Here is a 12,392-nt window from a genome sequence, read left to right on the forward strand (position 1 = left end):
GCGTGCGCTGGCCTCCGATGGAGAGCGCTTCGTCGACGCGGTGCTCGATGAGAAGAGCTTTGGTCGCTTGCTCGAGGGAGCGCGGGCTCAGCCAGATGCGATCAGCCTGAGGTGGGTGGCTCGCTTTCGACGCTTTTTGAGCGGGGTGCAGCTGCGCGAGATTTATGGGGGGACAAAGCTGCTCGACCGTGTGCGAGAGGACCCAGGGATGTTCGCGTCGACGCTGAGTACGCTCTGCGAAGCGGTCAATCCGCCGACGCGGGCGGAGGCCGAGGCGACGATTTCATTGCAGGGACTGGTGGAGCCCAAGGTGGGGGGCCGCTTTGCTCGGGGGTACTACCTACGCGGACTCGATTTGGAGGGGATTGGGGAGCGGTTGGGCGATGCGTCCGACTTGCGCGAATCCAAGGGAGAGCGCCCCGAGGGGCTAAAGGCACTGTACAGTGTTGCCCCCTCTCCGATTACACCAGGAATTCCTTTTCGCGGCCACCAAGGTGCAGTCATGGCCGTGTGCGCGGTGGGAGAGGGCAAGCTCGCGTCCGCGGGCGCCGACGGGACGGTGCGCTTGTGGAAGGTGGAGACCGGCGAGGCGGTCGGGGAACCCTTGCGCGGCCACCAAGGCAGGGTCTGGGCCGTGTGCGCGGTGGGAGAGGGCAAGCTCGCGTCCGCGGGCGAGGACGGGACGGTGCGCTTGTGGAAGGTGGAGACCGGCGAGGCGGTCGGGGAACCCTTGCGCGGCCACAAAGGTGCAGTCTTGGTCGTGTGCGCGGTGGGAGAGGGCAAGCTCGCGTCCGCGGGCTCCGACGGGACGGTTCGCTTGTGGAAGGTGGAGACCAGCGAGGCGGTCGGGGAACCCTTGCGCGGCCACGAAGGTGCAGTCAGGGCCGTGTGCGAGGTGGGAGAGGGCAAGCTCGCGTTCGGGGACTCCGACGGGACGGTGCGCTTGTGGAACGTGGAGACCGGCAAGGCGGTCGGGGAACCCTTGCGCGGCCACCAAGGTCCAGTCAGGGCCGTGTGCGCGGTGGGAGAGGGTAAGCTCGCGTCCGCGGGCGACGACGGGACGGTGCGCTTGTGGAACGTGGAGACCAGCGAGGCGGTCGGGGAACCCTTGCGCGGCCACCAAGGTCCAGTCTGGGCCGTGTGCGCGGTGGGAGAGGGTAAGCTCGCGTTCGCGGGCAACGACGGGACGGTGCGCTTGTGGAAGGTGGAGGCCGGCGAGGTGGTCGGGAAACCCTTGCGCGGCCACCAAGGTCTAGTCTGGGCCGTGTGCGCGGTGGGAGGGGGCAAGCTCGCGTCCGCGGGCTCCGACGGGTCGGTGCGCTTGTGGAACGCGAGGACCGACGAGGCGGTCGGGGAACCCTTGCGCGGCCACCAAGGCAGGGTCAGGGCCGTGTGCGCGGTAGGAGAGGGCCAGCTGGCGTCCGGTGGCTTGGACTGGATGGTGCGCTTGTGGAACGTGGAGACCGGCGAGGCGGTCGGGGAACCCATGGGCGGCTACCAAGGCAGGCTCTGGGCCGTGTGCGCGTTGGGAGAGGGCAAGCTCGCGTCCGTGGGCGACGGCGGGACGGTGCGCTTGTGGAACGCGAGGACCGGCGAGGCGGTGGGGGAGCCAATGCGCGGCCACGAAGGTCCAGTCTGGACCGTGTGCGCGGTGGGAGAGGGCAAGCTCGCGTCCGGGGGCGACGACGGGACGGTACGCTTGTGGAAGGTGGAGACCGGGGAGGCGGTCGGGGAACCCTTGCGCGGCCACCAAGGTCCAGTCTGGGCCGTGTGCGCGGTGGGAGAGGGCAAGCTCGCGTCCGCGGGCGAGGACGGGACGGTGCGCTTGTGGAAGGTGGAGACCGGGGAGGCGGTCGGGGAACCCTTGCGCGGCCACCAAGGCAGGGTCTGGGCCGTGTGCGCGGTGGGAGAGGGCAAGCTCGCGTCCGCGGGCGAGGACGGGACGGTGCGCTTGTGGAAGGTGGAGACCGGGGAGGCGGTCGGGGAACCCTTGCGCGGCCACCAAGGCAGGGTCTTGGCCGTGTGCGCGGTGGGAGAGGACAAGCTCGCGTCCGCGGGCGACGACGGGACGGTGCGCTTGTGGAAGGTGGAGACCGGGGAGGCGGTCGGGGAACCCTTGCGCGGCCACCAAGGTGAAGTCAGGGCCGTGTGCGCGGTGGGAGAGGGCAAGCTCGCGTCCGCGGGCGACGACGGGACGGTGCGCTCGTGGAACGTGGAGACCCAAACACTCGCGGCCATCTTCACCCCCCTCGCCCCTCGCGTCAGCCTCGCCTACCGCCTCACCAACGACGACTGGCCCATCGCCCTCACAGGCCCCTGGACCAACGACCCCGAAGACCCCGAGCTCTACCGCCACTTCGGCTACATCTGCACCGACGCCACCCTCGACGGCCCCAAAGACCCCCGCTACCGCGTCGCCCTCTCGGCCTACAAAGACCTCGAAAACGAACACTGGAAGTTCACCGAGAACGCCGAGGGCACGACCACCCTCCACCTCGCCTGGCCCACCGATCCCACCGAGAAAGACCGCCTCGAACGCGCCCTCCTCGGCTGGCCACCGCAATCCGAAGCCCGCTGACCCAGCCTCCACCAGCGGCTACACTCCCCCCGTGTCCGACCCCAACGGACAACCCCCGCCCGCCCGCATCTACCTGGTCGACGCCAACAACCTCGTCCACCGCCTCTTCCACGCGTCGGCCCTGGCCTTCGCGCCCAGCGACGAGCGCACGCCGATCAACGCCACGGTCGCCTGGGTCCGGCAGTTTCGAGCCTTGCGCCAGCGCTACCGCCCGGACGTGGTGCTCCCGGTGTTCGACGGCCCCGGCCCGAGCTGGCGGCACGCGCGTTTCCCTGGCTACAAGGCCGAGCGCGAGGCCCCGCCGCAGGCGCTCGAGGATCAGTGGGTGTGGATCCACCGCGCGACCGAGGCCCTGCGCCTGCCGCTGATCCGCGAGCCGGGGGTGGAGGCGGACGATCTGATCGCGGCCTACACCGAGGCGGCCGTCGTCCAGGGCTTCGAGGTCACGGTGGTGTCGAACGACAAGGACCTCATGCAGCTGATCCGCGGGCCCGCGCAGGGCTCGGGCTCGGTGCGTCAGCTCGATGTGTTCGCGGATCGCCGGGTGGGGCCGGAGGAGGTCCGCGAGAAGTTTGGGGTCGGACCCGAGCGCCTGGTGGATCTGCTGGCGCTGACCGGCGAGCGGGGCGAGGGCATCCCGGGGGTGCCGGGGATCGGGCCCAAGACGGCGGCCAAGCTGCTGGCGCGTTTTGGGGATCTCGAGGGGGTGCTGAGCCGGGCCGAGATCATCACCCAGACCAAGCGCCGCGAGGCGCTGCTGGCCCACGCCGAGGACGCGCGGATCAGTCGAGAGCTGGTGGCTCTGCGCAAGGAGCTGGCCTTGCCGCTGGCGCTCGCCGAGGTCCCGCCCTGGGTGCCCTCGCGCAAGACCCTCGATGCCTTCTTTGCCGAGCTCGGCTTTGGGCGCTTCGAGGAGGCCCTGGATCCGCAGCCCGAGGCGCGGCCTTGGCCAGGATGAAAAAAAAATATCGATCCGGGTGATCCATTCGGGCTTTGCCCGCACCCCCGGGGCGAAGGAGAGCATGCGCAAGGGCTGCTAGCGAGGCTTGGGCTCGCTGGGGGCCTCGTGCACCGAGCTCATGCAATCAAGCCATCGATTCATCTCAATCATTCTTTCATCGGCGCTGGTGGTCAGTGGTTGCTCGCTGACGCCGCCTTCGATCTCACCGGAGGCGCAGCGCAGGCAGCGGGCGGCGCAGACCGAGCTGCGCGAGGCCGAGGCGACGCGCGGGCAGCTTCGCGCCGAGCACGAGGCGCTCGTGGCCGAGGAGACGGACTATCAGCGGGAGCTGGAGGTCCTCGGCGCGGAGCGAAGCGCGGCGGAGGCGGAGCACCGCGAGCAAGAGAGTGCCTACGCGAACTACGAGCAGCTCGTGTCCGCGGCCGAGGAGCACGCGGTGGACTGTAGCGAGACGGCGTCGCCCTTCGAGTGGGCAGAGCGAGGCGTCGCGTTGGCGCGTTCGTTGGAGGACTACGCGGCGGAGCCCCGGCGCGACGCGGCTTTGAAGGCGCTCGATGACTGTCGGCGCGCGCTTCTCGAGCCCAGCCGCAAGCTGATCCGCGCGCAGCTCAAAGACAGTCAGCGCGAGTTCGCGGAGACCATCGAGGACAACTTCGACGAGAACAACCCCTACAGCCGGGGGGATCTGAAGGCGAAGGTCTCGGGCACGAAGCTCGAGGTCAAGATGCGCGGCAACTTCGAGGGCCGCGCGCGCCACTCTCAGGATCAGGCTGACACGTGGTGCGTCGTCGGCTCGGGGCTGTTCTCCAAGGTCACGCTTCGCAACAGCCATGGCACCTTCAGCTGTGTGCCTGACGACGGGCCCAAGCAGCTGAGCGAGGCGATCTTGGCTTCGGCGGGGCTCTCGGAGAGCTGGGATGGGGTCGGGGAGAGCTCGGTCCCCACGCCGCCGGATCCGTTGCCGCCGGTGTCGGCAGCGCTGGCCGAGGGACGCGAGGATCTCTCGGCCAAGCTCGAGCGCGTGGGCGGTGAGCAGGCCGAGGTGGAGGCGGCGTTGACCGAGCTCGGCCAGCGCGAGAGCGAGGCGAGCTCGACAATCGCAGCGGTCGAGCGCGAGCAGGCGCAGCTGGTCCTCAGCTGGGGAGACGCGGAGCTCGGCAAGGCCAAGAAGGCCAAGGCCGCCGGGACGACGCTGCTCTCCCTGGGCGGTGCGGTGTTCCTGGCCAGCCTCGGGCTGAATTTCCTGGGCATGATCGGCGGCCGCGGCTTTGCGATCGGCGCGGGCATCAGCGCGCCGCTGGTGCTCGCCGGGGCGGGCTCGCTGATCGGCGGAGGCGTCCACGAGCGCCGCGTCCGAAAGCGCCAGGCGGAGCTCGAGTCGGCAGACTGAGTCACGAGCGTCCAACAGATCTGTCAAACGAAAGAAGGGAGGTCCCTGCGGACCTCCCTCGACTCGGACGACCTCGAGGCCGGAGTGCGACCTCGAAATTCGGCGCTCGACCTATTGCGAGAGCTTGCGGATCTTGGTGACCAGCTCGTTGAGGACGGCGTCCTTGCCCTCGAGGTCGGGGTTGGCGGCCATGGCCTCGTTGAGGCCGACGGAGGCGCCACCACCGACGATCACCGACTTGATGCGCGCGTCGTCGACGCTGGCTTGCCAGTTGGGGTCGGAGAAGGAGCGCGGCTTGACGGCCAGAGCTGCGGCGCCAGGGCCATCGCCCTTGCCGGAGTTGCCGTGACAGGTGACGCAGCGCTCGGTCCAGACCTTGTTGGCTTCGGCGACGGCCTCGGCGTTGGCGTCGCTGCCGCCACCGCCCTTGCTGCCGCCACCACAAGCCGTGGTCAGACCGGCGAAGGCGAACAACGTGACTGCGAGAATGCGGGACATGGTGGGGTGTTCCTTCCTTGAAGCGAAGTAGGGGTGGGGTTGGTGGGGAGTCTAGAGAGAGTTGGTTGGCTGAACAGGGGCCGGTGAGTGCAAGCTTTGCAGCGTTTCGTGGCCCGTGGGGGAATCTTGGCTTGCCGCGATGGGAGCGTCGCTCTGGGCGTGTCGTTGGAACGGCCGCGACGCGTGTTGAGACGAGACAGAAAAACTCTTGGCCAACACCGAGGACAGCAGCACGGTGAGCGATGAGGCGGGCATGAGCAGGGCGGCGGCCAGCGGGTCGATGTAGCCGGCGAGGGCCAGGCTGGCGAAGAGCAGGTTGTACACCAAGGAGAAGCCCAAGTTGCGGCGGATCAGGGCCATGGTCCGCCGCGCGCCCTGCAAGAGGACGGCGACTTCGCCCACGCCACCGCGGGCCAGGTGTACGTCTGCGACGCGAAGGGCGATCTCGGCCCCGCCGCGCACGGCGATGCCCACGGCCGCTGCGCGCAGGGCCGGGGCGTCGTTGACCCCGTCGCCGATCATCGCGGCCTCCGAGCCGGCCGCGGCCAGCTCGCGGGCTTTGTCTTCGGGCGAGAGCGCCCCCGCTACGTCGTCCACGCCGAGCTGCTGGCCGACGGCGGCGACGACCCGCGGGTGGTCGCCGCTGCGGATCGCCAGGCTCAGGCCCATGTCGCGCAGGGCCGCCAGCGCCTCTGGGGCGTCGTCTCGGGGGGGATCTGCGAGGCTGAGCATGGCCAGCGGGCGACCGTCGACCTCGACCAGGAGCGGGCTCTCGGCGCGCTCGAGGGCGGCCTCGATGGCTCGTGAAAAGCTCCCCTGTGGATCGATCCAGGTCAGGCTTCCAAGGCGGACTCGTAGGCTGCGCTGGCCGAACTCCACGGTGGCTTCGCGGCCGCGGCCCAGGAGATCTTTGCACTGACGCAGGCGCAGATCGGGGGCGTCTGCGGGGCGCGGCTGCTCGTCCGCCCAGCGCCGCAGGGCGCGGGCCGAGGGGTGGCCGCTGTCGCCCTCGATCAGCGCGAGCAGGGCGGGGAGCTGGGCGACGAGGGGAGCGAGCTGGGGATCGTCATCGTCGCCGACGGTGGCCACGCTGCGGACCGCGGGGGCGCCCTCGGTGAGCGTGCCGGTCTTGTCGAAGACCAGGCGCTGGACCCGGGCGAGGGCCTCGATGGCGCCGGCGGAGGCGAACAGGATGCCGCGCTGCGCTGCGCGCCCGCGGGCGACGGCGAGGGCCACGGGGGTGGCGAGGCCGAGGGCGCAGGGGCAGGAGATCACCAGCAGCGAGACGACGACCTCGAAGACCTGGCTGGGATCGATGAACCACCACGCGAGCCCGCCCAAGCTGGCGGCGAGGAGCACGGCGGCGACGAAGTAGCTGCTCACGCGATCGACGGCGCGCTGGATCGGCGCGCGGGCGCGGTCGGCCTCCATGATCCGCGCGGCCAGGGAGCCCACACGGGTCTCGGCGCCGACGGCCTCGACCTCGATCTCGACGGCGCCTCCGCTACCGTCACCATCTTCATCGCCATCGCCACCGCCATCATCGCCTGGGCCCGCGCCTTCGCGGGCGAGCAAGGTAGTGCCGGCGAGCATGGCCGAGCCAGGCTCGACGCTCAGCGGCATGGACTCGCCGGTGAGGCTGCTGGCGTCGACGCTGCCGTGGCCGCTGAGCACGGTGCCGTCCACGGGCACGCGCTCGCCGGGGCGGACCTGCACGCGCTCGCCGGGCTCGAGGCTGGCGGCGGCGCAGGTCTCGAGCGCGCCGTCGGGGCGGCGGCGGCGGGCTCGGGCGGGGATCAGCAGCTGCAAGAGGTCGGTCTGCGAGAGCGCCCAGGACTGGCCGCGACGCTGGATCCACCGGCCGACGAGCAGCAGGAAGACCAAGATGGTGACCGAGTCGAAGTAGACCTCGCCGCCGGCGAAGGTGGCGTAGGCGCTGGCCAAGAAGCCGCCGGCGACGCCCAGGGCGATGGGCAGGTCGATGTGCAGCCGTCCCAAGCGCAAACTGGCCACGGCCGCGCGATAAAAGGGCAGGGCGCCCCAGGTGACCGCGGGCAGGGCGAGGATCAGCCCGGCGACGGAGAAGAAGAGGCTCCAGTTGTCCTCGATGCCGGAGATCGAGCCGGCGTGCAGGGCAAAGCCCACGAGCATCACGTTGCCCGCGCTGGCGCCGGAGATCGCCAGGCGGATCAGCTCGCGGCGACGCTCGCTTCGCCGCGCGCCCTCGGCCTGGGCGTCGAGGGCGTGGAGCTGGTAGCCGGCGCGGTGGAGGAAGTCGGCGATCTGCGACAGGCGCACGCGCTCGGCGTCCCACTCGACGCGCAGGCGGGCCGAGCCAAAGTCGACGCGGGCCGACTCGACGCCCTCGAGCACGGCGGGCAGACGCTCGATCAGCCACACACAGGCGGCGCAGTGCAGGCCGACGATGTGCAGCTCGGCGGCGGCGCGGCCCGGACCGCTGGGGGTCTGGGCGATGCTGGCCATCACCTCGGGGTCGTCGAGGTGGGCGTAGGCGGGCTCGTCGGCGGCGGTCTCGGCTCGCGCGGCGCCGGGGTCATCGCCAAGGCGCTCGCGCAGGGCGTAGTAGTCGGTCAGCCCGGCCTGATGCACGAGCTCCCAGGCGGCGCGGCAGCCCCGGCAGCAGAAGCTGGGCTCGCCCTCGGAGCCGGCGGGGGCCGGCAGTCCGCAGTGGGCGCAAGGGACGGTCATGGTTCACAGCTTAGTCGACGCGCAGAGGAGGGTGCGCGGGCGCCCCTTTCATGCGGCGCCCGCAGGCTGATCAGTGACAGGGCGCGTCTTGGGGGATGGCGACGGGCGCGTCGCTGGGCTGCTCGTGCTCGGTGAGTGCGCCCTGTTCACGAGCGTCGTGAGCATCATGATCATCGTGATCACCGCTCTCGTGCATGGCCGCGTCGCCGTGCTTCATGTGGTTCATGGGCTTGGGGGTCAGCTTGCCGGCCAGGCTGAGCAGGCCGAGGGCGAGCATGGCCGCGGCGGTGATCTTGGGGGCGTGGGCGCCGAGGCGGCGGCCGAGCTCACCCGCGAGCAGACCCGCGCCGAGCAAGGCCGGGACGCTGCCCGCCCAGAACACGGCCATGACCAGGGCGCCGATGCCCGGCGAGCCCGTGGACGCGGCCACGATCACGTAGGCCCACAACCACCCGCAGGGCAGCAGCGCGCTGAGCAGGCCCGCGGCGGCGCCGGCCGTGAGCCCGCGGGTGCGCAGGGCTCGGGCCAGGTAAAGGCGCAGGCGGGCGATCAGCCCGGGCTTGCTCGGGCCCGCGCCCAGGGAGATCAGCGAGCCCTCGCCGGCGGTCGTGGCCGCGCGCCGCGGCCACAGCGAGCCGATCGCGATGGCGATCAGCGTCACGCCCATGAGCGGCGCGGACAGGCGCTGGAGACCGAGCAGCCCCGCGCCCTCGTCGAGGCCCGCGCCGAGCAAGCCGGCGATGGCCCCGAGGGCGGTGTAGGCGAGGCCGCGGGCGCCCTGGTAGGCCAGGGTCGGGCCGATCTCGCGGCGCGCACCGCTGGCCGAGCCGACCCCGCCGATGACCGTGGCGAAGCCGCCGCACATGCCCACGCAGTGCAGGCTGCCGACCAGGCTCGCGCCGAGCACGGCGATCAGTGAGGGGCCCAGGGCGTCCATTATTCGGGCTCCGCGTCGGGCCCGAGGGCGTCGAGCTCGAGGGCGTCGAGCTCGACGTTTCGGCTGGCGACGAAGCGCCGTCCGCCGGCGTCGTGGACGTCGAGCTCGAGGCGGACCAGGCCGCGCTCGGGCGCGCTGGTCTGGCTGCGGTAGCGGCCCTCGCCGAGGTCGACGAGGGTCAAGCTGGCGTCGCGGCTGGCGTCGTCGGCCCGCTCGAGGCGGAGCTCGCCGGCGAGGCCGGGCAGCGGCTCACCGGCGGCGTCGAGGATGCGCATCTCGAGCGCGCCCTCGTCGCTGCGCGTGAACTCGCCCATGGTCCAGCCCAGGGCCGCCGAGGCTTCGCGGGCCTCGAGCTCGCGGTCCCAGTCCATCGACTCGCGCCAGTGATCCTCGGCCGCGGGCACCGAGGGGTGCGAGACGGCCACGGTGATCATGATCGCGTTGGCGACGAGCACGATGCCCAGGCCGACGACGATGCCGATCGGCCAGGCGAGGTTGCTGCGGCTCCCGGCGGTGCCAGGGGCGGGTGTGGGGGCTGCGTCGTTCATGCTTCACCTCCGGTGCGGGGATCGTCGGCCGGCCGGGAGCCAGCCAGGAACTCGATCGAGACGCTGTCGGTGAAGCCCTGCTCGTCGTGGACGCGCAGCTCGACGTCGCCGCCACCGAGCTCGCTCGGACGGATCAAGAAGAGCGGGAACTGACGGGTGGTCTCGGCCTCGACGGTCAGCTGGCCGCCGGGCACGAGCAAGTTGGTGCCGTCCTCGTCGACGAGCTCGACGGTGAACTGTCGTGGCTCGCCGCTGCGGTTTTGGATGCGCAGCTCGAGGGAGTTTTGCACGCTGCCGTCGCCCATCTGCACGTAGGGTGCGACGCCGGAGCGGCGGTGGAGGTCGAGGCCCACGGGCTGACGGTTGCCGAGCACGAACACGAGGATCGAGAACACGGCGATCAGGCCGAGGCCGTAGATGACCACGCGCGGGCGGAAGGCCCGGGACAGCCAGTTGGTGTTGGCGGCCGGGGCTCCCGCGCTCGAGGCGGTGGAGTCGGCGGCGGCGGGCGCGTCGGTCTTGCCCTTGCCCGCGAGCGAGGCCGAGATGTGGCGCTCGCTATCGAGGCGGATCAGCCCCGGGTCGCGCTGGAGCTTGACCATGATCGAGTCGCAAGCGTCGATGCAGGCCATGCATTGGATGCACTCCATCTGCACGCCCTTGCGGATGTCGATGCCCGTGGGGCAGACCTGCACGCAGGCCTTGCAGTCGACGCAGTCGCCGGCGTTGGGATCCTTGGCCTTGCCGCGCGGCTCGCCGCGGCCCTCGTCGTAGAGCACCGCGAGGGAGTCACGGTCGAGGAGCACGGACTGGAAGCGGCCGTAGGGGCAGACCACCAGGCAGGTCTGCTCGCGGAAGTAGGCGAAGTCGAAGAGCAGCAGCCCCGTGATGATCACGAAGGTGGCCGTGCCGCCGGGGTGCGAGAGCGGGTTGAGCTGGGCCTCGATGACCCCGTCGCGGCCCAGGAAGTAGGCCGTGAAGGTGGTCCCGACGCCGCCTGCGACGACCAGGTAGAAGGCGTACTTGAGCCCCTTCTTGACGAACTTGCTGCCCTTCCAGGGCGCGGCGTCGAGCTTGCGACGCTTGCTGGGCTCGCCCTCGATCAGCCGCTCGACGGGGCGGATCAGCGACTCCAAGAAGACTGTCTGTGGGCAGCTCCAGCCGCACCAGGCGCGGCCGAAGAGCGCGGTCACGAAGAACACTCCGAAGACCACGAAGCCGAACAGGAAAAGTAGGTAGGCGCCGTCGGTCGCCATCAAGGTGGCGCCCCAGAAGTAGATGCGGCGCCCGGGGATGTCGATGCGGGTGGCCGGGTGGCCACCGATGTCGATCCATGGGCCGATCAGCAACAAGACGATCAGCAACCAGTGCACGGCGGTGCGCGCCGTGAGCATTTTGCCGCGGATCCACTTTGGGTAGAGCCACACTCGCTTGCCGCCCTCACCGATTGTGGTGACCGTGTCATTATCAGCGAGTCCTGCCATTGCTCGATTCCCTCCTCGTTGCCGCATGCTTGACCCAAGTCGACGCCTGCGACAACACGATCGGACGCATTGTCGCAGGCGAGGGCGCTAGGAGCCCGTGGTGGAACCCAGCGCGGCTCCTGGCGCCGGGATTTTTGTCGAGGGCGCGAAGCCAAAACGCCGCTGTACCGGGCGTACTGCCAGTTTTGGCGACAAAGCCCTCGGCGAAAAGACCAAGCGAGGTGTCGTGTTGGGTTTCACCACGGGCTCCTAGGGCTAGCTGGGCTGCTCCGCAGTGGGTCCTGCGTCAGCGGCGGAACCCGTGGTAGTGCCCGTTTCAGCGGGTTGAACCGTGTTGGGAGCTGCCTCGACATCGGCGGCTTCGCCCTCGGTTCCGGTCTCGTCGCCGGTCTCGGTCCCGGTCTCATCACCGGTCTCGGTCCCAGTCTCTTCACCAGTCTCGTCGCCCGTCTCGGCGGCGGCGTCATCGGCCACGGCGTCGTCGGCCACGGCGTCTTCGGGCTGGTCATCGGCGGCCGCGGCCGAGCCGATCAGCACGCCCTCGGCGTCCTTGGCCTTGGCGGGCGTGGTCCCGCGCAGCGAGTGGACGTAGGCCCCGACCTGATAGATCTCGTCGAGGCTGAGCTGGTCCTTCCACGACAGCATGCCGAACTTGGTGCCGTGGTAGATGACGGCGACGATCTGATCGCGACCGTAGCCGTAGAGGGTGTAGTCGTCGGTCAGGTTGGGGCCGACGACGCCGCCGCCGTCGGCGGCGTGGCAGGCAGCGCAGCGAATCTTGAAGGTCGCTTCGCCGGCGCTCACGAAGGTCGGGTCCGCGGCCATCGCCTCGAGCTCAGCGTCGCTGGGCAGCTCGGGGGGCGGATGGGCTTCGTACCAGGCCTCCATGTCCTCGGCCCAGGCCGAGGTCGGGAGCGCCCCGGGGCCGAAGTGGTAGTAGGGGATGTACACGATCGCGAACAGGATCGACCCGTAGAACAGGTAGAGCCACCACTTCGGCAGCGGGTTATCGAACTCCCGGATGCCGTCGTAGTCGTGATCGAGCAGATCGTCGGGGGGTGCAGCCATGGTCTTGGGTTCTCCTACTCGTGCGCGGTGCGAGGCAGGGGCTCGACGGGGTTTTGATCGTCCAGGGGCATGCTCGCCATGGCCTCGTAGGCCTCGCGAGCGCCCGGGCGGAGGATCCTGTAGAGCGCGCCGAGGAACACGCTGACGAAGATCACGATGCTGATCTCGGCCAGGTAGGCGTACTCGCTCAGAGACAAGATGTCGTTCTTCATGGTGCGG

General features: G+C 70.4%; 10 protein-coding genes. 3 read left to right on the top strand and 7 right to left on the bottom strand.

The window, feature by feature from the left end:
* Nucleotides 1–208: 208 nt before the first annotated feature.
* The 3 genes from G6O69_RS41650 (at nucleotide 209) to G6O69_RS22330 (ending at nucleotide 4,929) form a co-directional block, all read left to right on the top strand.
* The gene (locus tag G6O69_RS41650) at nucleotides 209–2,578 is read left to right on the top strand and encodes a WD40 repeat domain-containing protein (protein ID WP_275943127.1); all 2,370 of its coding nucleotides are present in this window, start codon (nucleotides 209–211) and stop codon (nucleotides 2,576–2,578) included.
* Nucleotides 2,579–2,609: 31 nt separating this feature from the next.
* Nucleotides 2,610–3,536: a 5'-3' exonuclease H3TH domain-containing protein gene (locus G6O69_RS22325; RefSeq protein WP_172305531.1), complete on the top strand. Its 927-nt coding sequence runs from the start codon at nucleotides 2,610–2,612 to the stop codon at nucleotides 3,534–3,536.
* Nucleotides 3,537–3,705: 169 nt separating this feature from the next.
* Complete coding sequence (locus G6O69_RS22330) at nucleotides 3,706–4,929, top strand: hypothetical protein (RefSeq protein ID WP_172305532.1); 1,224 nt, start codon at nucleotides 3,706–3,708, stop codon at nucleotides 4,927–4,929.
* 111 nt (nucleotides 4,930–5,040) lie between these two features.
* Here G6O69_RS22330 and G6O69_RS22335 read toward each other — a convergent pair whose 3' ends face one another.
* The 7 genes from G6O69_RS22335 to G6O69_RS22365 form a co-directional block, all read right to left on the bottom strand.
* Complete coding sequence (locus tag G6O69_RS22335; RefSeq protein ID WP_172305533.1) at nucleotides 5,041–5,427, bottom strand: c-type cytochrome; 387 nt, start codon at nucleotides 5,425–5,427, stop codon at nucleotides 5,041–5,043.
* A gap of 51 nt (nucleotides 5,428–5,478) precedes the next feature.
* On the bottom strand, nucleotides 5,479–8,136 hold the full coding sequence (locus G6O69_RS22340; protein WP_172305534.1) for a heavy metal translocating P-type ATPase: 2,658 nt from the start codon (nucleotides 8,134–8,136) through the stop codon (nucleotides 5,479–5,481).
* Nucleotides 8,137–8,206: 70 nt separating this feature from the next.
* On the bottom strand, nucleotides 8,207–9,073 hold the full coding sequence (locus tag G6O69_RS22345) for a sulfite exporter TauE/SafE family protein (RefSeq protein WP_172305535.1): 867 nt from the start codon (nucleotides 9,071–9,073) through the stop codon (nucleotides 8,207–8,209).
* A complete protein-coding gene (locus tag G6O69_RS22350) occupies nucleotides 9,073–9,621 on the bottom strand; it encodes a FixH family protein (protein WP_172305536.1) in 549 nt (182 codons plus the stop codon). The genes G6O69_RS22345 and G6O69_RS22350 overlap by 1 nt, the downstream gene beginning before the upstream one ends.
* Entirely contained in the window at nucleotides 9,618–11,105 is a 1,488-nt protein-coding gene (ccoG, locus tag G6O69_RS22355; RefSeq protein WP_172305537.1) for a cytochrome c oxidase accessory protein CcoG, read from the bottom strand. The genes G6O69_RS22350 and ccoG overlap by 4 nt, the downstream gene beginning before the upstream one ends.
* 255 nt (nucleotides 11,106–11,360) lie before the next feature.
* Nucleotides 11,361–12,173 (bottom strand): cbb3-type cytochrome c oxidase N-terminal domain-containing protein, encoded by an 813-nt coding sequence (locus G6O69_RS22360; protein ID WP_172305538.1) that lies wholly within the window; start codon nucleotides 12,171–12,173, stop codon nucleotides 11,361–11,363.
* Between the two features lie 14 nt (nucleotides 12,174–12,187).
* Nucleotides 12,188–12,385: a cbb3-type cytochrome c oxidase subunit 3 gene (locus G6O69_RS22365; protein ID WP_172305539.1), complete on the bottom strand. Its 198-nt coding sequence runs from the start codon at nucleotides 12,383–12,385 to the stop codon at nucleotides 12,188–12,190.
* Nucleotides 12,386–12,392: the final 7 nt, after the last annotated feature.

The organism is Pseudenhygromyxa sp. WMMC2535 (assembly GCF_011083025.2).